Source organism: Pseudarthrobacter phenanthrenivorans, assembly GCF_036455295.1.
Classification (GTDB): Bacteria; Actinomycetota; Actinomycetes; order Actinomycetales; family Micrococcaceae; genus Arthrobacter; species Arthrobacter phenanthrenivorans_C.
This window is the reverse complement of record NZ_JAYXNX010000002.1, coordinates 1,723-21,306: the sequence shown is the minus strand read 5'-3', so window position 1 is coordinate 21,306 and position 19,584 is coordinate 1,723. Positions and strand designations below refer to the sequence as shown.

Below are 19,584 nucleotides of genomic sequence, written 5' to 3'. Positions count from 1 at the left end.
GCGCCTAGCCCCTGGGGCGGATGACCCGCAGGATCCGGTGGAGGCTGAGAAGGACCGACTCAGAGGCAGGCACCGTCCCGTGTGCCGCCTGCCTGCCGGCGGTGGAGGCCATACAGGCCTCCACCGCCGTCCTGGCGGCTTCGTAGGCGTCTTTGTATGCGCGCTCGCCGCTGTCGCTGTGGATCGAGAGCAGTTCTCCCGTTGCGTTGATGGCATCCGCCAGCGGCTCGTTGTCCTGCAGGGGGATCGCGTACGGCACTTCGTCTTCCCAGATCACGTCTGAAAGGACATCGGTCATGTCCTGGATGTGGAAGGTCACGCGCTCCAGGTTCTGCAGGTCGCGGTAGTCCTGGTCCACGTCGCGCGGGTGGAGTTTTCTGCGCGGGTTGGCCCGGCGGCTGGCGTCGGCTTCCTTGACCAGGTGCCGCACTGAACTTGCTGCCTCGGACAGTTCGTCTGACCGGCGCGACCAGTCCTCGTGCTCAGGCGGCCACTTTTCCTTCAGCGCCGCGGCCATGTCCGTCAGTTGGCGCCCGAGGGCCTGCCGCAGGTCCGCGAGGCTGGAGGCGGCCGCACTAAGGTGCAGTGGCGGAAAGATCAGGAAGTTCACAGCGATGCCGACCACCACGCCCGCAGCCATCTGCACCAGGTAGCCGTAGGAGAAATCCTCGGCGTTTCTGCCGCCCACCAGCAGAACCAGGAGGGCCGCCGTCGGAATCCAGTCGCTGCCTGAGCCGATGCCCGGCAGGCCGCCCAGCAGCACGCCTATTCCCATGAACAACGCCACGGTCAGCGGCGAGGGCTCCGCGATGCTGACAAGGATGAAGGAAAGTCCGATGCCAACAGCCAGCCCGGCGAGCGCCTGGAGCCCCTGCCGGACCGACCCGGCCACGTTGTGGTACATCGCCACCAGCGCGCCCAGCGGCGCATAGTATGCGTAGTGCGACGCCGCGCCGGGCATGTGCGGCGCAATGGCAAAAGCCAGCCCGGCTGCCAGTGCGGCTTTAGCCGCAAGTTGCAGCCGCTGCTCCGCGAAGGCAGCGGAAAGTCCAGCCACCGATTGTTTGAGAAGTTGGGTCCCCCGAGCCCACCGTGCGTCCGGCCGTGCTTGAGTATTGCCCATCCGGACAACAGTAGGGCCGGCGGTGCGTCAGGACAAACCTGCTGTTGAGCGGCGTACGGCAGCAGCCAGCCGGTGGGCGCGGCCCTGAGTGCGCCCTTCTTCCGCGCGCCGGGGAATGTAGCCGAAAGCCAAACGGTAGGACGGGTCGGCAAAACCGAGGGCAGCGTTTGCCCCTTCGTGCCCGAAGGCCCGGTGGCTGCCGAAGTTCCGCGAAGGGTGGGGTTTCATGAAGACCACCGCGAACGCGTTGTCCAGCCCGGAAGACCGGTCAAGTCCCCACACCTGCTCCCGCGTCATTGCAGCGACGGTTTCCTCAGTGAGGAAGGGACTGTCGGTTCCAACGCCAGTGGTGGCTGCGGCATACAACCGGGCCAGGCCGTCGGCAGACCCCACACCCCCGGCGGCGGACATCCCGGCGGCCCTGACTGACCGGATGTTGGGCAGTTCCATGATGCTGCTGACCGGGGCGTTGCTGTTCAGGCCCTCAAGGCTGAGCGGGTCGACCCACGGCTGTGCCGCATCTGCCTCATACAGGACATCCCGGTACCGGGACTCCTGGTCTGCCGGCAGCCCAAGGAAGAAATCGACGTCGTGCGGCTCACGAATTCTTCGGTTGTAAATGTCCTGCAACGCCTCGCCCGTGGTCCGGCGGCACAGTTCCTCCATGAGGATGCCGATGGTGAGCGCGTGATAGCCGAACTGCCGGCCCGGTTGCCAGGCAGGTGCAGTCGCGGCGAGCCGCGATGCGGCTCCCGACGTGGTGAACTCGTCCAGGCCGAATCCGCCCTCAACCCCCAGGAGGCCTGCCTGGTGCGACAGCGCCTCCCTGACCAACAGCCGGTCCTTTCCGTGGACGCCGAATTCCGGCCAATAATCCGCGACCGCCTTGCCGAGGTCCAGGACACCGTCCTGCACGAGGAGCCCGATGACCATTGCGGCCACTCCTTTGGAGCAGGAATAGGCGCCCGTGAGGGTATCGGCATCCATGCCAGGGCCACCGGTCAGGCTGAGTACCGGCACACCGTCACGATAGGCGGACACCTGCGCGCTGTAGTGGGGATCTTCGGCGAGGAAGGATTCGAAGAGGGCCAGGACGTCCTGGTAGACGGGAGCCACGAAGCCCAGGGAAGTAAGCATGCCGCCCAGTGTAAGCGGAAAACGATTTCCTGTCCGGTCCGGGAGCCTATGCTCCGTGTCCCGGGGCCACTTCCTCGCCAGCCCGGACCGGTCCCGGCGGTGTTCCGTCCCCAAAGGGGCGGCCGCCCAGGGATTCCCGGCCGTGGTCCTCCAGCCATCCGCTGAGGTCCGGGCCGGCGGGGACGATCCCTGTGGGATTGATGTCCTCATGCACGATGTAGTAGTGCTGCTTGATCTGGACAAAGTCGATGGTGTCGCCGAATCCCGGAGTTTGGAAGAGGTCCCGGGCGTAGCCCCACAGGTTGGGCATCTCGCTCAGCTTCTGCCGGTTGCACTTGAAGTGGCCGTGGTACACGGGATCGAACCGGGCCAGTGTGGTGAACAGCCGGACGTCTGCCTCAGTGATCGTGTCGCCCACCAGGAAGCGCTGCCGGGACAAACGGTCCTCGAGCCAGTCCATGGCGGCCCACAAGCGTGCGTATGCCGCGTCATAGGCTTCCTGCGAACCTGCGAATCCACATCGGTAGACGCCGTTGTTGACCTCGGTGAAAACGCGCCTGTTCACTTGGTCGATTTCCTCCCGGAGGTGCTCGGGGTAGAGCTGCGGTGCACCTGGCCGGTGGAAATCCGTCCACTCCGTGGAGAAGTCCAGGGTGATCTGGGGGAAGTTGTTGGTGACCACTTCACCGCTGCGCACATCAACGATTGCAGGCACCGTAATGCCGCGGGGGTAGCCCGGAAAACGCTTGAAGTACGCTTCCTGCAGGCGTTCAATACCCAGGACCGGATCCACGCCGTCCGGATCGAGGTCGAATGTCCAGGACCGTGCATCATGGGTGGGACCCGGCTGGCCCAGGGAGATGGCTTCTTCCAGTCCGAGCAGCCTGCGGACAATGACGGTGCGGTTCGCCCAAGGGCAGGCCCTGGCCGCAATGAGGCGGTAGCGCCCGGCCTCCACTGGCCACCCCGGCTCGCCGTTGCTGCCCGGGGATGCGTTCCTGGTGATGCGGTCCTCGATGTAGTTGGTATCCCGGGTGAACTCGGCCCCGCCCGTTACATAGGCACCGCGGGTGCTGTGTTCGCTGGTGCTGCCGGTCGCTGCGGTGGTGCTTTCGGATTCCTGGCTCATGCCCCAAGCCTATGCGCCGCCGCTGCCGTCTACCGGCGTTGCAGCAGAATTGCCGAGACTGGCTGCCAGGCCACCAGCCATGCGCCGGCCACCACGAGCGTGAACAAGGCAATCCAGATCCCGGATGGTACAGCGGTGGCACGGTAGAGGAGGTAGGCGTCGGAGGTGCTGAGGCGGTCGCGGCGTCGGAGGTGGACGTTGGTGAGTTTGATCAGGTCCCGGACGGCGGCCACCAGGAGGGCAAGGCCAAGAACGACTGATAGGTGGCCCGCCACGGAACCGGAAGCAAGGAACGCCAGTGCGGCTGCACCCGCTATGGCCCCGATGGTGATGGCTAATCCGGCAAAGTTGCGGAGGAAGACAAGGGATGCAGCGAGAACCAGCGAACTGCCGGCCATGGCAGCGGGGCCCCAGCCAGCGATTCCGCACCACACGAAAGCGGCCCCGACCATGGCGGGTACGGGGTAGCCCCAAAAGCATGACCATGCGGCCGCCAGCCTGCTCCGGCTGTATGTGGTGGTGGTCCCTGAGTGGTCCAGCCGAAGCCGGATTCCGGACAGCCGCTGCCCGGAGGTTACGGCGGCAAACGCGTGGCCCAGTTCGTGCGTGGCGGTGGCAAGGAGGCCGAAGTAGCGCCAACTGCGGCGCGGGATGGAAAGGGCGACGGCGGCCGCCAGGGACAGGAGCATCTCACCCCACGTGACGGTGGGAACGTTTGTTTGGGTGAAGGCTGCGCTGAACGCGCTCCAAAAGTTGGCGGGGATGTCCACCGGTGCCTCCTGGCTGCCGCCCCCCAACGAGGGTGCCGGCGTCGAACGTATTGCGCCCAATGCTACGGACGCGGGCTGGATGAATGCTTAAAGACCGAGAGGCACGCCGCAGGCGTGCCTCTCGAAAGGGATCGTAGTGCCGGCCCCCAGGAAAGCTTGCTGACTAGCCTTCGCACTCGGTGCAGTAGCTGTGGCCGTCTTTTTGCCGGGCGATCTGGGACCGGTGCCGGACCAGGAAACAGGAGTAGCAGGTGAACTCATCCTCAGCCTGCGGGATGACCTGGACTACGAGCTCCTCAGCGACGAATTCGCCGCCAGGGACGCCGGCGCCGTCCAGCCCGTCAGCCTCGTCCAACTCCTGCACAACACTGCGGGCGTCGGGAGCATTTGCTGACTGGAGCTGCTCGAGTGAGTTGTCCTGCGATTCCTTGACGTCGGAACGCAGTTCATCGTAATCGGTTGCCACTTTGGGTGCTTCTCTTTTCTTTGATTGGCTGTCGGGTATGAAACGTACAGCATAAGGCCGGTATTCCCCAATAAGGAGCGTAGATCTGCGGCCGGCTGGGTAAAGGTTCAGGGGAGCAGCCGCGGGTTTTCCCACCGCGTTGCGGCTGCGTTGGTTGTGGAGGGATGGCCGGTGCTTTTCCTCTGCGTGACGGAAGGGGCAGATCGTGGAGCAACTCACCGCAGAGTTCGGCGGTGCGGGACAGGTTGGCGTGGGCGTCGGTCCGGTACTGGAGAAGTTCGACGGCGTGTGCAGGATCGTTGTCCTGCGCGGGGGCGGGCTGGGCGACCTGATTTTTGCCATCCCGGCGATGGCTGCGCTGAAGGCCGCCTACCCCTCTGCAACGATCACCTTGCTGGGTACCCCTGTACACCAGGCGCTGCTGGGGGCGTTGAAGAGCCCGGTGGATGAGGTTGTGGTGCTGCCGTTCGCAGAGGGTGTCAGGCCCGGGGAAGAGGATGCCGGCGAGCTGGACCGCTTCTTTGCGGACATGCGCAGCCGGCACTTTGATTTGGCAGTCCAGCTTCATGGAGGGGGACGGTATTCCAATCCCTTCCTTTTGCGGCTGGGAGCGCGGCACACGGTAGGGACCAGGACGGCTGATGCAGCAAGCCTCGAACGCACCATCCCCTACATCTACTATCAGCATGAACCGTTAAGGGCGCTGGAAGTCGCAGGGTTCGCCGGTGCATTTCCCATAGATCTTGAAGCCCGGCTGGCGCCCGCCGATGACGGGGCCGTGCCCGAAGCGGCGGATGGCGGTGCCGGCCAGCCGCTCGTGGTGATCCATCCCGGCGCCACGGACCCCCGCCGCCGTTGGCCTGCCGAAAAGTTTGCCGAACTTGCCGGCGCTTGCGCATCTGACGGCTCCACCGTGGTGATCATAGGGGACGGCAGCGAGCAGTACCTCGCGGAGGACATCGCCGCGCGGGCCGGGTCAGCCGCGGTCCGTTCCACGGCGGGCCGACTGGATATGGCGGGACTGGTGTCGCTGCTGGCAAAAGCCGATGTGGTGGTGGCAAACGACAGCGGCCCCAGGCACCTTGCGCAAGCGCTTGGCGTGCCCACGGTCGGTATCTTTTGGGCCGGCAATGTGATCAACGCAGGCGCACTGGGCCGGAGCCTCCACCGCATCCACACGTCATGGGTGACGGCCTGCCCCACCTGCGGCATCGATGTCACCCAGGTCGGCTGGACGGCACCGCGCTGCGTCCATGATGACTCTGTAGTGGCAGGCATCGGGGTGTCCGGGGTCTACGAGGACGTCCGGAGCCTGTCGGCCACCACTTTGGCAAAGCAGGACGCATGAGCGGCGTCCACGCTGCGGGGGAGTCCGCCCTCATCCCCGCCGACGGCAAACCGGAACTCCTGGTCCTGCGCGCCCTGAAGCTTGGGGACCTGTTGGTTGCCGTGCCTGCACTGAAGGGCATCCGACATGCCTTTCCGGAGCACCGCCTTCGCTACGCGGCCCAGGGCTGGCTGTCCGAAGCCCTGGGCCTGGTGGGTGGCTACGAACTCCTGCCAACGCACGGCCTGGACGAACCGCTGGCAATGGAACCGGGCGCAGTGGATGTGGCCATCAATCTCCATGGCAGCGGCCCGGAAAGCCAGGGACGCATTGAGGCCCTGAAAGCCCGGCGGACCGTGGGGCACCAAAGCCTGCACCGGGACGGGCCCCCGTGGCGGCCCGAATTGCACGAGCGAGAACGCTGGGTCAGGCTGCTCGAATGGCATGGAATCGAGGCCGATCCCCTGGACGTGAAGCTGAACACCCCCCACATGCCCAGCCCCGTTCCGGGCGCGACCGTACTGCACGTGGGGGCAGCCTACGGAAGCCGGCTGTGGCCGGCCGGCCGGTTCGCGGCAGTGGCATCAGCGCTCGCGGAAGCCGGGCACCAGGTGGTCTTCACCGGCGGCACGTCGGAAAGGGAACGTGCCCAGGAGGTGTGCCGCCTTTCGGGTCTTCCGGACACCGCCATGCTGGCCGGTGTTCTGGGCCTGGGTGAGTTTGCCGCCACGATCGCTGCCGCACGGCTGGTGGTCTCTGCCGATACGGGTGCTGCACACCTGGCGTCGGCGTACGGGACTCCGTCTGTGGTTCTCTTCGGTCCCGCCCCACCCGAAATCTGGGGTCCGCCGCCCGGGCCCCATGTGGTGCTCACCCGCGCCGAACTGCGGCGCGGGGACACGTTCGCCGCCCAACCTGATCCCGCCCTGCTTGCAGTCCAGGTGTCTGACGTGATGGCGGCCGTCAGGGAGCTGGGGCTTCTCTAGGTACTGTGGATTTGCGGCCAATGATGTGGATCCCCAGGGGGTGGAGAACACGCGCCCGGGCCTAACATTGTGGTATGAGCACTGAGCTGGAAATTGCTTTTGTGTTGGGGACGGCGTTCCTTTGGATTAGCGTAACGCTGACCATTTTGTCCGCCATCGACCGTCCCGAGAGGAAGGCCCGGCGGCAGGAACGGCGCGACCTCAGGACGGAAAAGCGGCGGATTGAGTACCGTCCGGTCGCTGCCGGGACCCGTCCGCAGGGACGGAACCGGCATCCCCGCACCAGAAGGCTGCACCCGCACTGACCACCTTGGAACGTGCCCGCCGCCGGTCAGCACCTTCGATGGATGGACGTGCATAGCCAGGCGTCCGCCGTCGTTCGGCGGACCATCGGGGGCGGCACGCAAGGCAATCTGTCAAGCCTTGACGGGCGCTCCCTGAACGCTGACACTTTCCCGATGGGAGTAAGCGAAGAGTTGCGCGCGCTGGCCGACGTGGTGGACCGGCTGGCCGCGAAATTTCCTGGAATGTCGAGGGAACACATCGAAGACGTGGTCCAGCAGGAGCATAGCCTGCTGGACGCAGGCAGGGTCCGCGCGTTCATCCCCGTCCTGGTTGAACACGCTGCAAGGGACCGCCTCTCCGGCTAGGCGGGGCGCGCAGGTCAGGGTGCCGGTGCGACGTCTATGACTACTTTTCCGATCGTCCCCTGTTCCACTGCGTCATGGGCGGCGGCCGTTTCCGCGAGCGGGAACCGCGACAGGGGCAGCCCATGTTCTGCACCAACCCTGAGCGCTCCTGCAGCAAGCGCGTCGCTGACCGCCGCCACCGCTTGCTGCTTTTGGCCGCCCGTAACCGTGTAGGTCAGGATGAACTGGTAGCGGACGTTCCTGGTCATGCTTTCGCGGATGGGAATGTTGAGGGATTCGCCGGGATTTGCTGCATAAATGGAGATGGTCCCGCCAGGTTTCAGCACCTGGAGGTCGGTTTCGATGTTGGCAGGCGCGTTGACCTCCACGATAACGTCCACGCCTTCTGCGGCTGCTTCCCTGACCGCGCGGACGACGTCGTCCTGCCGGTAGTTGATGACTGTTTCCGCGCCCGCCCGGCTGGCAAGTGCAGCCTTCCGGTCGCCGCTGACGGTGGTGATGACAGTGGCGCCGGCCCACCGCGCCAACTGGATGGCGGCATGCCCCACAGCTCCGGCGCCTCCGGTCACCAGCACGGTCTTGCCCGCCAGGGCACCGGGTGCAAGCCTGGCCGGTCCGTCCTCGTTGGATGTCAGGGCCCGGTGGGCCGTCAGGGCAGGGATACCCAGGGAGGCGCCGGTGTCGAAGGATTCCGTGTCAGGAAGTGCTACTACCTTCTGGGCCGGCAGCACCACGTACTCCTGGGCTGTGCCTTCGGTGCCGCCCCAGGCCACATCCCACAGCCACACGCGGTCGCCCACCGCAAACCCTTCCACGCCGGAGCCCAACTGGTCGACGATGCCGGCTCCGTCCTGGTTTGGGACCTTCGGAGCGTCCAGAGTGTGGCTTCCGCTTCCGGACCGCGATTTCCAGTCGGTCGGGTTCACTCCCGATGCCACCAGGCGCACCCGCACTTCCCCGGGGCCCGGGGCAGCCAGCGGTTTGTCCTGGAGCTTCAGCACCGATGAGGGACCTGTTGCTTCATACACGATTGCCTTCACGTCTGCTCCCATGGCCGGATAGAGATTTCCTGTCGCTTCCAACCTATCGGAAGCAGCAAAAGTCGCGGCGGCCGGTGGCGGCGTTCCACTGGGCTCAGTACTGGCAGCGGCCGGGGAGCTTAGCGGGGCTGGTTTCCAACGGCGCTGGTTCTAGCGGCCCAGGATCCAGGAACCATCGGCATCCCGTTCATTCCCGGGACGCCGCAACCTCCGGAACAGAATGATGAACGGCAGCAACAGCAATTGGACGACGCCGGCTGCCACCAGGAGGGCAACGAACAGCGCGAGGACCGGGAGATAGAGGAGAAATACGCCCGCGAGGGTGGCAACGTACCCTGCCATGAACCCGAGTACTGAGCCGGCATCCATGTCCGCTCCCTGGGACATCCCGAGCGGGATGCGATAGGTGGAGGTAGCCAACTGCACGACTTAAGGATGATCCAAGATCTTCCAGCACCTGGTGTCAAGGGGAGGGAATTCCGGGTGCTCGAATACCGGTACCAGCTAAAGCCTGGACGTGTGCTCTCGTTGACTAGAACGTGGAGGTGCCCCGCAGTTTCCGCGGCCGGCCGTCCGGATCGACGATGAACCGGTAGATTGGATCGGCCCAAACGCGCTGGAAGCGCCCTACCGGACTTGGGGTGTGGTGCCGGACTTGTCCGGCCGGGCGGGGGGACCGGCGGCCGCTGCGGTGCCACTGGTCGAGGGCCTCCGCGGTGCTGTTCCAGAGCTCAAGTTGGCCCTGGTCCGACTGGAGCCGGGGATTGTCGTGTTCCAGGCCGAGATGTTCGGCCCAGAGCTGGAGCCGCAATTCCCTGGCGAGAGGTTGGGACGGCTGGGCTTCATTGCCCTCACCCGCAGGCCCGGGGGCCGCGGTGTCCATCACGGCGCAGGTGAGCTCGCTGTCAGTGGTCCAGGACCGGCGGTTGAAGTTGTCTGATCCACAGGTGAACCAGGTGTCGTCGATGATGCAGATTTTGGCGTGGACATAGATGGGCGTTCCCTCACTGTTTTCAAGGTTGAACACACCCACCCTGTCCGGCGCTGCCCGTCGAAGCACGCTGAGGGCGCGCAATTGCCCCAGCCGGCGGGGCGGCCCGCCCACGGCGCCGTCCGAGTCCGGGTACCTGGGCACCACTATGATCACGTGCAGGGCGTGGTTGTTCTCGAGCGCGGCTGCAATTCCGTTTGCCACCTCCCTGGACCACAGATATTGGTCCTCGATGTAGATGAGCGACCGGGCCTGGGCGAAGGCCTTGGCATAGGCCCGGGCGATGCTCCGCTCGCCCTGCGGTGCGAACGGGAAGGGTGGGTGCTTCATCCCGTAGGTGCGCAGCAGTTGCACGGCGTGCGGGCCGGCAGGCGGCGGTGGGGGAGCGGCCTCCGGGAGCGGCCTGGGGTGCCGCGGCATCCGGGCCAGCCGCTGCAACAGCATCCGGTAAGGCGTGTGCCGGTCCAACGGGTGGGGGTCGTTCCACCGTTCCGCGAACACGGCCAGCACGTCAGCCACTACGGGACCACGGAGCTCAAGGGCCGCGTCATGCCACGGTGGTGTCTGCCCGTAGTGCGGATCCATCGTCACCGCCTGGGGGTCACCCAAATGCCGGGAATCGTCCCTGCGGCTGTGTGACAGGTCGACTCCACCCACGAAGGCGACGTCGCGTGAAGGATCGTCGCGACGGCGGATTACCACCAGTTTTTGGTGATGGGAGCCGAAGAGACGCACGCGCTGATCCAGCAATGCCTCACCGCCGGCATCGTTGATCTTCCGGCTGAGGAGCTCGTTGGAGCGACCGCTGATCGGGGCCGAGACGCGTTCGCCGTGGGATCTCCAGACAAGGCCGCGCACTTCCACCCCGGACCTGGCCAGGCCGGCAAGCAAACCGCCGATCGTGGGCCCCCTATCCTCGAGCTTCTCGTCGGCGTCGCCCCGCCAGTCCGTGAACCAGACCCGGTCTCCCGCCTTCAGGTCCCGGAGCTCCTCATGCAACCGGGAGAAGTACGTTGCACCATGAACCAGGGGGCGCACCAGGTTTCCCTCGGACCAGGACGCTGCCCCTGCATCCCGTGACTGGATGGCGGAAGCAGGGTTTCCCCGCTCAGCGTGGTTGAGGAACCATTTGCCTGCCGTGCTGTCCACCCGGTGCTCCTTTCGGGCCCGGAAGTCCGGGCTGCTGGATTTCCAAACTAGCCTATGAAGATGGCGGTCCGGCCGCCCCGGGTGCGCAACACCACCCGACTACCTAGGAAGAACAAGGCGGAAGCATGTCATTGAAGGAAAAGTTGAAGGGCGACGTCGTCGTGCACATGAAAGCCGGCAATAAGGTGGCCCTGACCACGGTGCGCAACGTTTTGGGTGAGATCGAAACGCGCGAGAAGTCCGGCAAGACTCCGGTGGACCTTGATGATCTCCAGGTGACGGCATTGCTGCAGAAGGAGGCCGCCAAGCGGCGCGACACCGCGGCAACCTACTCGGCCGCAGGCCACCAGGACCGGGCGCAGGCCGAAATTGCGGAGGCTGAGGTCATTGAGGCGTACCTGCCCAGGGCCTTGACCCGCCCGGAAGCCGAGGAAATCGTCGATGGGGCCATTGCGGAGCTGGGAGCGGCCGGCGCCGGGCTGACGATGCGCTCCATGGGTGCCGTCATGAAATTGGTGACGCCGAGGATCGGCGGCCGCTTCGACGGCAAAGCCGTCAGCGAGATCGTGAAGTCCCGCCTGGCGTGACCCCCGGGTGGCCGGCCTGGTCTCCGATGGCTGCCGACACTTCGAGGATCTGCTGGTTGTTATTCAGCCGGAAGAGCTTCTTCGAGGATCACTTCGGCAACAACATCGGGGCGGTTGAACAGCATGAAGTGGTCGGTGTCGATGTCCCGGACGTCCGCGACAGCCTCGCGTGCCCACGCCCTCTGTTCCTGCCCCGTCAGGTTGTCCCGCAGACCGAGGAGGACGGTCGTGGGAATTTCTGCCCACGCCTGAGCGGGGACGGGATCGCTGCGGGTCTTTTTGGTGACAAATCTGCGCGGGTGACGTCTCAGGAATGCGCGCACCTCGTCCGGGAGCCTTGACCCGGCTTCATCCTGGCTGAGCCACCAGTCACCGTCCAAAGCGAACCGGCCGTACTCGTCCCGGAGCATATGGTCCATCGCATCCACCCAGCGCACATCACGCACTTCGGGTTGCCCCTTCAAGGGAGGCGAGGAAACATATACGAGGTGGCTCACGTTCGGCTTGCCGTGGGCGGCAATTCCGACAACATCACAGCCATAGGACCAGCCGACGACGACGGTGGGCGCCGGGCTTGCCGCGATGGCCGTCCGGACCTCGTCCGCGTCCTCAAGCAGACCGGCTTCGGGCGAGCGGTGCGAGGGAAGGTCCGGTGCGAGCACCTCCAGATTGGGCTGGTGCTTTTCAAGTTCACGCCGGACCCATGTCCAGTCTTCCGGTACACCCCACATGCCATGTACCAGGACTACGCCCTGCGGCAACAACCCCTGCCTGCCAGCCATGAAGGGACTGTAGGTCCACCGAGGGGAGCGGTCAAGTGGTCCGGATGGGAATGCATGGGAAGGGCGCGCCCCGTTCGCTGAGCGCGCCCTTCCCGCAAATACCCGTCAGTGCTTGAAGGCGTCCTTGACCTTCTCGCCGGCCTGCTTCAAGTCACCCTTGGCCTGGTCCGCCTGACCCTCGGCCCGCAGGTTCTCATCGCCGCTGGCGGCGCCGGCAGCTTCCTTGGCCTTGCCGCCCGCCTTCTCGGCAGCATTGTCAATCTTGTCGCCCAGTCCCATGGTGCTTCCTCCTCTGGTTCGGCAGCCGTTCGTTGTCGGCTTTATCTATAGTAAGCATGCTTAGGTTCCGGATATCAAGTAGTCCGGCAACTTCGCAGCGTTTGCCCGCAGCTCCGCAACTGCCACGCGGCTATCAATTAATCACCGCGGTTCAGTCCCTGTTGGCGACCAGGCCACCTGCCGTTCAGTCCGCATCATGAGACTCGGGCGGTGACTTCACCATGTAAAGCCCACGAGGCTGAAAGTGTCTTTNGTGAAGGCCAGGTAGGCGAAATCGGCGTACCGGGGTGCTGTCTCCTAGTGACGCCCTGAGATCGAACTTTGTCTGCACTTTACCGCTGAGGGCCTCATCGTTCACTCGGCTGAGACACTGGCGTCATGAGGCTGGGACAAGTCAAGGGCCCGAGTAAGACTCGATGCCGGCGGAGGGATTTCATGATCAGCGTCAGCATGTCACGCAATGTCAGTCAGCGCATGGCTATGCTCTGATCACAATCCGTAGGCGCCTGTCAGCTCCAGGCCAGCAAGATCCCCCAAGTTGTTCTCCTCCCTATTAGGGGCGCATGCGAGTTCCCAGATTGCACAGGGAAACCCGAGGCCATAAGCCCCCGTACGCAATCGCGATACCTGTGTACCAGATGCTTTGCGGCTTCTTCCGCGCCGTGTCGCCTGAAGATTACCGGAATATGATGTCGCAAGCCCTGATACTGGCCGCTCCGGGCTCTAGTGGGCGGCACTGCACTCGTGCTTATAGTGCTCACTTGCCCATTTTCAGGAGAGGATTTCCATGGCCGTTGAAGACTACTTCCTTCACCGCCACCGCGACACGTATAACCCCGAGGACACCCTCAATGTGTGGCGCCCGATCCACACCTCGGACGCCTGCATTCAGATCGACCAGGCGGACGGCATCTCTGCAGCGGTGGCATACCCGGCCCGAGCACGCCCCGGCCCTGGCACGGGCGATCCTCGAAGCCGTGGCTCTGGATCCCCGGACCGTTTTCGCAGACGAGCTGCCGGAGCTGACAACCTGGGTCTGATTCGCGGTGGTGGGAGTGTCCTATCGCATGAGGGATGACGTTCCGCTAGCGTCGAAGGCTGGATTCGGTCAACGACGGGGAAGTACATGAGCACGGTGGACATCAAGGGCAAGGGCACGCTGGAGTTGTACGGCGGCGTCCTTCGCCTGCGCTGGAAGCAGGGGACCTACATCGGCATCGACGTCGCCACCGCGGCTCTGGCCGCCATCGAGACACTCTGCCGGGGCAACCAGCTGCCGATGCTGGTCGAGATCGGGGGAGTGACCCACTCCGCGGCCGCCCGCAAGCTCTTTCCCTCCCGCTCCAGCATCTCGCGCATGGCGCTGGTGGGGACTTCCCCCGTGGATCGCGTGATCGCCATGTTCCGGTTGCCCCTGGCGCCGTCCGGGTTCTCGATCGCGTACTTCACCACCAAGGAGAGGGCCCTGGCGTGGCTGCTCCATGACGCGGGCGAGTCGTCTGCGTGACGCTGTCTTCCTAGGCTTCGTCTCGGGTTCCGAACCGAACTCATCGCTATCCCCCGACAGCCGATGCCCCTTGTACGCCGGGGCCGACTAAGCCGGAATCCATTCCGGACCCAGGTGCGGTATGGAGTCGTGCAAAGAGCCCAATGGCCCTATCTGCGACAGGGCTTCGTCTCTAAAATCATGGCGTGACACGCTGGTGGGCGCTGTGCCTGAAAAGCGCCCCTCTAAGCGGAAGTGTTCTGGGCCTTCCGACGGTATAGAGGAACTGTCAAACGGAGCAGAATATGAAAACGTCAGGAACCTTCTCAGCAGGCCGCAAAACAGCCTTGGCACTGTGGGCATCACTCGCGGCAGTGGCTGGCGGTCTAAGCTTGGCCGCTCCGGCCTCAGCCTACGGCGGGAACGCGGCGATGTACCAGATCGAAATCTCGGCCAACATCAGCGGTCACGACGGCGGCGGTGTGTGGCTATGGATCGAACTGGACCAGAATGGGACCGGCGACTACAAGGGATCGGACTGCGGCCACGCTGGGCAGGGCGCTGTCGCCGACTCCGGGGATGTTTGGTGGACCGACAATGGTACGACGCTCACCATCACCGGTGTCGCACTAAACGGTCTGGGAGGGTTCCCGACGACCATCACTGTGCCTGACACCTACGGCCACTACACCGGCACTATCGGCAGCTACATGACACTGCCAGGATTCATCCCGCCGTTCATTGGCAACACCCAACTCCAGGTCGCACCGTGACCTGGAAGCGCCGGGCCTAGGAACGACAGCCGGGAAACCGAAGGAACGACAAGGGCGCGCCCGGAGCGCGCCCTTGTCGTGGATACGCGTGGTCTTAAGCAGCGCCCCGGGCCGGGTAGTCATGCTCCTGGGCGTATTTGACTCCCGCGATCACGTCATCCAGGGACGGACGACCAAAGGGCATGGTTGCGGTGCTGGACCAGAAGAGCGTGCCGTCCTCATCGAGGATGAAGATGCCTGGTTCGTTGAACAGGTCCGGTTCGCCGTCCTTGATCGCGTGGGAGAGGTTTAGGCCCCACGCCCGTGCAGCTTCCTCGGTCAGGCCGTAGGCTGCGGGCAGGTTTGCCACGTGCCACCGGTCCACGACCTGGTGGCTCCGCTCAGCGGTCTCCATGCTGACTGCGACGACGTGGCCTATGCCGGTGCCTTTCAGGTCCTCGATTCGCTTGTCGATCTCGGACAGCTGCTTGCGGCAGATCGGGCAGTGCAGGCCGCGGTAAAAGACGACGAGGCTGAACCGGCCGCCGTCCCCGGTGCCCAGCTTCAGATCATCGGTGCTTCCCCCGCCCACGAGGGGCAGGCCAAGGGCGGGTGCACTGTGCGTTGGAATGAGCGTCATGGTTTCCCTCCAGCTGTGAATGACTGATCGGTCAGGGTGTTAGGCGGTGTGTTCGAGTTCCCAGTCTTTGACGTCGGCGACGGGCGCGAAGACGCTGCCGTCCAGTTCCTCCAGGCTCTCGTTACTGCGGGCCCGGCGGGGCCAGTCGCGCGTGGCGAGTGCTGCCTTGCCGAGGGCGATGACGTCGGCTTGCCCGTCAGCGATCAGGGCCGCGGCTGCTTCCGGTTCGTCAAGGCTGCCGTTGGCAATGACGGTCAGTCCGGTGTGTTCCTTGGCCAGGGCCGCGAGGGAGGGCCCTCCCTCGCCGAAGGCCGGTGCGTCGGCCCGATATTCGGTGGTGTGCACGTAGTCGATGCCGGTCGCTGCGAGGGCAGTGAAGATCGCCTCCGCTTCATCGGCTCCGCCGGCCCATTTGTGCCTGTAATCACTGACCTTGCCTTGGGAGATGCGGATACCGACGCTCATGTCGGGTCCGACGGCGTCACGGACGGCACGGCTCACCTCAACGGCCAGCCGGACCCGGTTTTCGGGTGTGCCGCCGTACTGGTCGGTGCGCTGGTTCAGGTAGTCCGTGAGGAACTGGTCCAGCAGGTAGCCGTTCGCGCCGTGGATCTCCACGCCGTCGAAGCCGGCGGCCTTGGCGTTCAGTGCACCGGTCACGAAGCCGTCGCGGACCTCGTTCAGCTTTGCCGGCGTGGCCTCTTCCGGTTCCCGGTAGGGTCCTTCGCCACGGTAGAAGCCGAGCTGTTCCCCTTTGGGCGCCACAGTGGAAGGACCGAGGGTGGAGTCAACAAACCGGTTGCCCTGGGACTGGGCGCCCGCGTGCATCAGCTGGGCGAAGATACGGGAGCCGCGGGCGTGGACGGCATCCACGACCTTGGCCCACGAGTCGGACTGTTCGGTGGTGGCCAGGCCCGGCTGGAACAGGTAGCCCTGGCTGTGGGCGGTGTCGGTGTAGATGCCTTCGGTGATGAGCAGACCGAAGCCGCCGGCCGCGAAACGCGAGTAATAGGAAGCCATCCGCTCGGTTGCGTGGCCGTCTTCGGTGGCGCTGACACGGGTCATCGGCGCCAGCGCGACACGGTTGGGCAGCTCGGTGGACCCGATACGAAGTGAGGTCCAGAGGGATTCGAGATTGGGCATGAAAGTGTCCTTGAAAGTCTCGGGGATTGTTCCTTGGCATGGGCGGTTGACGAAAAGGCCCGTATTAGCGGTAAGACCGAGCGGCGCTATTAAATTCCCTGCCGGGCGACCCTTCCCGCCCGTCGCGATCTTGCTTTAGTGGGGTGCTGCCAAGGCAGGCGCCAGCTCCGTCAGGGCGGAAACGGTGAAGTCAGGGGCCTCAAAATAGGCCGGGTAGCTCTCCCCGGTCCTGTTCAGCCACGCGGTTCGGAGGCCGGCGCGGGCGGCACCCTGGATGTCCCAGGGGTGTACCGCCACGAGCAGCATGCTGCCGAGGTCGGATCCGGTAGTGGCGGCCGCATATTCGTACGAACTGCGGGCAGGCTTCCAGGCGGTCGCTTCCTCGACCGACAGCAGTGACTCAAATTCGTCGCGGATCCCGGCCTCGCTGAACAGCTTTCCCGCGATCTGGGCCGAGCCGTTGCTGAGCGTCACCAGCCGCAGCCCTGCGGCGCTGAGGGCTCTAATCCCGTCGGGCACGTCAGGATGCATCCCCAGGGCTCCCATGCCGCCCATGACATGGTCGACCGCCTCGTCAAGGGGCCGATTGAGATCCGTATTGCTGAACAGTCCCCGGAGGACCTCCGCGCCAATGCTGGAGAACGAACCGTTGTCTCCACTGGCTGCCAGCGCGAAGCCATCACGCAGCAGGGTCGCGAACCATAGCTTCGCCATTTCGGGCGCTACCCCAACCTCGGCGAAACGCTGTGTCATGGGGGACATGTCCGACAGGGTTTCATTCACATCAAAGACAATGACCGAGGTGGTGCGGGTCATGGTTACTCCTTCACTTCGTCGGTTCAAGACGTCCCGCGGTGTGCTCACGGGCCGGTTCCACATTCGTGCGCGCCAACAGTGCTTCCACGACTTCGGCGACCAGGTCTTCCTTCTCCCGGCGCTTGGCGTCCTCCTGCTGCGCGACCTCGACCCGGGCAGCCTGCCAAGCGGACCAGTGGCCGGAGACCAGGGCCCAGAGCGAGAGCGCAGAGACATACACGACTGAGTCCAACCAACCCATCATCAGCGAGAGGGGGATCATGACAATCCAAAAGATGGCAAGCCAACCGTTGATCCTCCGCATGAACACGGGATCGCCCTGGACCATGGCCCAGAGACTCTTGATGGGGCCCACATGCACTCCTTGATTCTTAGGGGCGGAGGATCCGCCGACCGGAACGTACCCACCAACCCTTGGAGAAAGCTGGGAGCAGATAACCTTCGAGTGGACGCTGCCTCCCGGGCGCCCGAGCGGGAGCCGACGCGGTGTCGCCGTTCCCGAATCTGGACACAATGCGAAGCTGCACATATCTTCGGACCAGCAATGTCAGGTGCTGACGCCGATCCCTTGGGAGCGCCCCGTGAGAATCTTTGGTCGATGGCCCCAGACCGGAGACACCATGCACTTCGACGCGTTTCTGCGCGAAGCGGTCAGCGCGGTGCCTGGCAGCGACACAGGGCTGAGCCGTGACGAGCTGTTCGGCGTCTACACGAGCTGGTGCCTGCTGTCGGGACGCCAACCGCTGCCAGACAAGGCCCTGTGGCAGGCGCTCAGCCGGCGGGGGATCACACCCGGCAACAACATGCTGGCGATGAAAGGTGCCGCCGCAGCGGACTACATCATCTGGAGCGCCCCAAGCCTGAACGGGAAGCCTCGCCGTCGACGCCTGGACCGGACATGGGAAAGGGTGCGCCCCGTTCGCTGAAGTCGGCGTGGAGAACTGCATCCGCGGCAGCCGCTGGCTTTTCCCGGGGCCTGTGGCCATCAGGACTGGGCCGGCTCGGCCCATGACCAGGCCTTCACCACTTCCGCTGCGTTGCCCGCGCTGATCGTCTCGATGAGGCTGGCTGCCAGGGTGGGGAGTCTCGTGTTTGTCCGCTGGCTCTGACAGGCAAGGATCCCGAAAGCTCTTTCCGGGCAGACCGTCAGAACAGTCATGACGATGCCTTTGGCCTGCTCGATGACCGCGTTGTTGGCCAAGGCACCGTTGATTGCGTCCCGCGTTGCCTGGCGCGTCTCTTCGTGCATGGTGCGGGTCAGGTCGGCCATGAAGCCTGTAGCCCGTTCAGGGATGCCGCTTGCCATCACGTCGGCTTGCACTGACGAGAAGACCTGGCGTTGGCGTCCCCTGCTGTCGATGACCCTGTGGAGCAGGGCCGCCTGGCCGCCGCTGGCCGACAGCTTGGTCAGCAACGTCTGGAATGGCCCGCGGTCGTCAGGGTGCAGGTGAGTCAGCAGAAGGCTGAAGGTGGGGACAACCTGCCCGGGCTTGAAGCCGTGGATGTCGTACAGGCCCTTGGTCCAGGACATGCGGCCAGTACAGAAGTCCAGTTCGAAGGTTCCGGCCGGGCATGCGCCCTTGGCCACCAGGGGGAACAGGTAAGTGTTCAGCTCAACAGTCATCAGCAGCGTCTCCCATCTCCCGGACGCTCCTGACCATCTCTTGGCTGAACGAACTGGGTTCCCATTATGTGCATCCCGAACCGCCGGCGCAGTAAAACGTCACGACCGCCGGGTGCAGGAAAGCCCCGCCGCGGGGAGCGATCCGGCGGCGGGGCTCGAGGCAATTGCCTGAGTCCTGAGATCGAGGTGCGTCAGCCACATCAGATCCAGGGACGTCGCGTTCTGCTACACAACGGCTACCATCTTGACCCCTTCAAATGCTGGATTCGGGCAATTTTGCTCAAGAAAGCATCAAGCTTCGCGAAGTTCTCTCCCTGCCGCTCTTCGAGGCGCGGCCCAGATGTGCTTAGAGGACGGTGCAAGAGCGACACTCGTTGCACTGTCCTCTTCTCTGCCCAAACGGCAATGAAACAAAGCCGGGGCACTGTCCGGGCGGCCTGCTTGGCGTACTTGCACAACTGCTACGTTGCTACCAATTAATTCCCGTGGTTCAGCTGGTGTTTGCCATCAAGTGGCCTGCTGTTCAGTCCGTATGGTGAGACTCGGGCGGTGAGTTCCCCATGTAAAGCCCACGAGGCTGAAAGTGTTTTCCTGTCCCCTTCCCGCCGCGGATTCCTCGCCGCCGCGCTGGCCGGCGCTGTCGTGACCCTTGCCCCCGTGTCTTTTGCCGCTGCCGATACCGGCGCCAGCAGGACCAAGACGATCAC

At 64.7% G+C, this 19,584-nt stretch carries 23 protein-coding genes; 8 read left to right on the top strand and 15 right to left on the bottom strand.

The window, feature by feature from the left end:
* Positions 1 to 4 precede the first annotated feature (4 nt).
* From VXJ37_RS02545 to VXJ37_RS02525, 5 genes are all read right to left on the bottom strand, one after another.
* Positions 5 to 1,057, bottom strand: a complete 1,053-nt coding sequence (locus VXJ37_RS02545) for an FUSC family protein (protein ID WP_331321501.1) — start codon at positions 1,055 to 1,057, stop codon at positions 5 to 7.
* 93 nt (positions 1,058 to 1,150) lie between these two features.
* On the bottom strand, positions 1,151 to 2,260 hold the full coding sequence (locus tag VXJ37_RS02540) for a serine hydrolase domain-containing protein (RefSeq protein ID WP_331321500.1): 1,110 nt from the start codon (positions 2,258 to 2,260) through the stop codon (positions 1,151 to 1,153).
* Positions 2,261 to 2,306: 46 nt separating this feature from the next.
* Positions 2,307 to 3,389: a glutathione S-transferase family protein gene (locus tag VXJ37_RS02535; RefSeq protein WP_331321499.1), complete on the bottom strand. Its 1,083-nt coding sequence runs from the start codon at positions 3,387 to 3,389 to the stop codon at positions 2,307 to 2,309.
* 29 nt (positions 3,390 to 3,418) lie between these two features.
* Complete coding sequence (locus VXJ37_RS02530) at positions 3,419 to 4,159, bottom strand: M50 family metallopeptidase (RefSeq protein ID WP_331321498.1); 741 nt, start codon at positions 4,157 to 4,159, stop codon at positions 3,419 to 3,421.
* Positions 4,160 to 4,322: 163 nt separating this feature from the next.
* Positions 4,323 to 4,625 carry a DUF4193 domain-containing protein gene (locus tag VXJ37_RS02525; protein ID WP_018761323.1) on the bottom strand — a complete coding sequence of 101 codons (303 nt, stop codon included), beginning with the start codon at positions 4,623 to 4,625 and terminating at the stop codon, positions 4,323 to 4,325.
* A 205-nt stretch (positions 4,626 to 4,830) separates the two neighbouring features.
* Between VXJ37_RS02525 and VXJ37_RS02520 the strand changes: the two genes are divergently transcribed.
* The 4 genes from VXJ37_RS02520 (at position 4,831) to VXJ37_RS02505 (ending at position 7,588) form a co-directional block, all read left to right on the top strand.
* Positions 4,831 to 5,973, top strand: coding sequence for a glycosyltransferase family 9 protein (locus tag VXJ37_RS02520; RefSeq protein ID WP_331321497.1), 1,143 nt, complete (start codon positions 4,831 to 4,833; stop codon positions 5,971 to 5,973).
* On the top strand, positions 5,970 to 6,938 hold the full coding sequence (locus VXJ37_RS02515; protein ID WP_331321496.1) for a glycosyltransferase family 9 protein: 969 nt from the start codon (positions 5,970 to 5,972) through the stop codon (positions 6,936 to 6,938). Before VXJ37_RS02520 ends, VXJ37_RS02515 begins: the two co-directional genes overlap by 4 nt.
* A gap of 74 nt (positions 6,939 to 7,012) precedes the next feature.
* The gene (locus tag VXJ37_RS02510) at positions 7,013 to 7,243 is read left to right on the top strand and encodes a hypothetical protein (protein WP_331321495.1); all 231 of its coding nucleotides are present in this window, start codon (positions 7,013 to 7,015) and stop codon (positions 7,241 to 7,243) included.
* A gap of 153 nt (positions 7,244 to 7,396) precedes the next feature.
* Entirely contained in the window at positions 7,397 to 7,588 is a 192-nt protein-coding gene (locus VXJ37_RS02505; protein WP_331321494.1) for a three-helix bundle dimerization domain-containing protein, read from the top strand.
* 14 nt (positions 7,589 to 7,602) lie between these two features.
* Here VXJ37_RS02505 and VXJ37_RS02500 read toward each other — a convergent pair whose 3' ends face one another.
* From VXJ37_RS02500 to VXJ37_RS02490, 3 genes are all read right to left on the bottom strand, one after another.
* Entirely contained in the window at positions 7,603 to 8,628 is a 1,026-nt protein-coding gene (locus VXJ37_RS02500; protein WP_331321811.1) for an NADPH:quinone reductase, read from the bottom strand.
* Positions 8,629 to 8,778: 150 nt separating this feature from the next.
* Positions 8,779 to 9,054, bottom strand: coding sequence for a hypothetical protein (locus tag VXJ37_RS02495; RefSeq protein ID WP_331321493.1), 276 nt, complete (start codon positions 9,052 to 9,054; stop codon positions 8,779 to 8,781).
* 106 nt (positions 9,055 to 9,160) lie between these two features.
* Positions 9,161 to 10,768, bottom strand: coding sequence for a phospholipase D family protein (locus tag VXJ37_RS02490; protein WP_331321492.1), 1,608 nt, complete (start codon positions 10,766 to 10,768; stop codon positions 9,161 to 9,163).
* Between the two features lie 125 nt (positions 10,769 to 10,893).
* Between VXJ37_RS02490 and VXJ37_RS02485 the strand changes: the two genes are divergently transcribed.
* Entirely contained in the window at positions 10,894 to 11,355 is a 462-nt protein-coding gene (locus VXJ37_RS02485; protein WP_331321491.1) for a GatB/YqeY domain-containing protein, read from the top strand.
* 59 nt (positions 11,356 to 11,414) lie between these two features.
* On the opposite strand, the gene VXJ37_RS02480 is transcribed toward VXJ37_RS02485, so the two are convergent.
* On the bottom strand, positions 11,415 to 12,137 hold the full coding sequence (locus VXJ37_RS02480) for an alpha/beta hydrolase (RefSeq protein ID WP_331321490.1): 723 nt from the start codon (positions 12,135 to 12,137) through the stop codon (positions 11,415 to 11,417).
* A gap of 105 nt (positions 12,138 to 12,242) precedes the next feature.
* Complete coding sequence (locus VXJ37_RS02475) at positions 12,243 to 12,416, bottom strand: CsbD family protein (RefSeq protein WP_141941346.1); 174 nt, start codon at positions 12,414 to 12,416, stop codon at positions 12,243 to 12,245.
* A gap of 1,126 nt (positions 12,417 to 13,542) precedes the next feature.
* On the opposite strand from VXJ37_RS02475, the gene VXJ37_RS02470 reads away from it, so the two are divergent.
* Together VXJ37_RS02470 and VXJ37_RS02465 are read left to right on the top strand one after the other, a co-directional pair.
* A complete protein-coding gene (locus VXJ37_RS02470; RefSeq protein ID WP_331321489.1) occupies positions 13,543 to 13,923 on the top strand; it encodes a DUF7793 family protein in 381 nt (126 codons plus the stop codon).
* A 284-nt stretch (positions 13,924 to 14,207) separates the two neighbouring features.
* Positions 14,208 to 14,675 (top strand): hypothetical protein, encoded by a 468-nt coding sequence (locus VXJ37_RS02465; RefSeq protein ID WP_331321488.1) that lies wholly within the window; start codon positions 14,208 to 14,210, stop codon positions 14,673 to 14,675.
* 94 nt (positions 14,676 to 14,769) lie between these two features.
* On the opposite strand, the gene VXJ37_RS02460 is transcribed toward VXJ37_RS02465, so the two are convergent.
* The 4 genes from VXJ37_RS02460 to VXJ37_RS02445 all read right to left on the bottom strand — a co-directional run bounded on the left by VXJ37_RS02460 (position 14,770) and on the right by VXJ37_RS02445 (position 17,608).
* Positions 14,770 to 15,294, bottom strand: a complete 525-nt coding sequence (locus tag VXJ37_RS02460; RefSeq protein WP_331321487.1) for a redoxin domain-containing protein — start codon at positions 15,292 to 15,294, stop codon at positions 14,770 to 14,772.
* A 39-nt stretch (positions 15,295 to 15,333) separates the two neighbouring features.
* On the bottom strand, positions 15,334 to 16,437 hold the full coding sequence (locus VXJ37_RS02455; protein ID WP_331321486.1) for an NADH:flavin oxidoreductase: 1,104 nt from the start codon (positions 16,435 to 16,437) through the stop codon (positions 15,334 to 15,336).
* Between the two features lie 135 nt (positions 16,438 to 16,572).
* A complete protein-coding gene (locus VXJ37_RS02450) occupies positions 16,573 to 17,253 on the bottom strand; it encodes a haloacid dehalogenase type II (protein WP_331321485.1) in 681 nt (226 codons plus the stop codon).
* A 10-nt stretch (positions 17,254 to 17,263) separates the two neighbouring features.
* The gene (locus tag VXJ37_RS02445; protein WP_331321484.1) at positions 17,264 to 17,608 is read right to left on the bottom strand and encodes a hypothetical protein; all 345 of its coding nucleotides are present in this window, start codon (positions 17,606 to 17,608) and stop codon (positions 17,264 to 17,266) included.
* A 265-nt stretch (positions 17,609 to 17,873) separates the two neighbouring features.
* On the opposite strand from VXJ37_RS02445, the gene VXJ37_RS02440 reads away from it, so the two are divergent.
* Positions 17,874 to 18,179, top strand: coding sequence for a hypothetical protein (locus tag VXJ37_RS02440; RefSeq protein WP_331321483.1), 306 nt, complete (start codon positions 17,874 to 17,876; stop codon positions 18,177 to 18,179).
* Between the two features lie 59 nt (positions 18,180 to 18,238).
* On the opposite strand, the gene VXJ37_RS02435 is transcribed toward VXJ37_RS02440, so the two are convergent.
* Positions 18,239 to 18,877: a PAS and ANTAR domain-containing protein gene (locus tag VXJ37_RS02435; RefSeq protein ID WP_331321482.1), complete on the bottom strand. Its 639-nt coding sequence runs from the start codon at positions 18,875 to 18,877 to the stop codon at positions 18,239 to 18,241.
* Positions 18,878 to 19,584 lie beyond the last annotated feature (707 nt).

What these genes read in the sequence shown, in the direction of transcription:
- VXJ37_RS02460 (WP_331321487.1), bottom strand. Translation starts at nt 15,294, where the DNA reads ATGACGCTCATTCCAACGCACAGTGCACCCGCCCTTGGCCTGCCCCTC.
- VXJ37_RS02515 (WP_331321496.1), top strand. Translation starts at nt 5,970, where the DNA reads ATGAGCGGCGTCCACGCTGCGGGGGAGTCCGCCCTCATCCCCGCCGAC.
- VXJ37_RS02505 (WP_331321494.1), top strand. Translation starts at nt 7,397, where the DNA reads ATGGGAGTAAGCGAAGAGTTGCGCGCGCTGGCCGACGTGGTGGACCGG.
- VXJ37_RS02510 (WP_331321495.1), top strand. Translation starts at nt 7,013, where the DNA reads ATGAGCACTGAGCTGGAAATTGCTTTTGTGTTGGGGACGGCGTTCCTT.
- VXJ37_RS02540 (WP_331321500.1), bottom strand. Translation starts at nt 2,260, where the DNA reads ATGCTTACTTCCCTGGGCTTCGTGGCTCCCGTCTACCAGGACGTCCTG.
- VXJ37_RS02470 (WP_331321489.1), top strand. Translation starts at nt 13,543, where the DNA reads ATGAGCACGGTGGACATCAAGGGCAAGGGCACGCTGGAGTTGTACGGC.
- VXJ37_RS02455 (WP_331321486.1), bottom strand. Translation starts at nt 16,437, where the DNA reads ATGCCCAATCTCGAATCCCTCTGGACCTCACTTCGTATCGGGTCCACC.
- VXJ37_RS02440 (WP_331321483.1), top strand. Translation starts at nt 17,874, where the DNA reads ATGCACTTCGACGCGTTTCTGCGCGAAGCGGTCAGCGCGGTGCCTGGC.
- VXJ37_RS02475 (WP_141941346.1), bottom strand. Translation starts at nt 12,416, where the DNA reads ATGGGACTGGGCGACAAGATTGACAATGCTGCCGAGAAGGCGGGCGGC.
- VXJ37_RS02480 (WP_331321490.1), bottom strand. Translation starts at nt 12,137, where the DNA reads ATGGCTGGCAGGCAGGGGTTGTTGCCGCAGGGCGTAGTCCTGGTACAT.
- VXJ37_RS02435 (WP_331321482.1), bottom strand. Translation starts at nt 18,877, where the DNA reads ATGACTGTTGAGCTGAACACTTACCTGTTCCCCCTGGTGGCCAAGGGC.
- VXJ37_RS02485 (WP_331321491.1), top strand. Translation starts at nt 10,894, where the DNA reads ATGTCATTGAAGGAAAAGTTGAAGGGCGACGTCGTCGTGCACATGAAA.
- VXJ37_RS02465 (WP_331321488.1), top strand. Translation starts at nt 14,208, where the DNA reads ATGAAAACGTCAGGAACCTTCTCAGCAGGCCGCAAAACAGCCTTGGCA.
- VXJ37_RS02450 (WP_331321485.1), bottom strand. Translation starts at nt 17,253, where the DNA reads ATGACCCGCACCACCTCGGTCATTGTCTTTGATGTGAATGAAACCCTG.
- VXJ37_RS02535 (WP_331321499.1), bottom strand. Translation starts at nt 3,389, where the DNA reads ATGAGCCAGGAATCCGAAAGCACCACCGCAGCGACCGGCAGCACCAGC.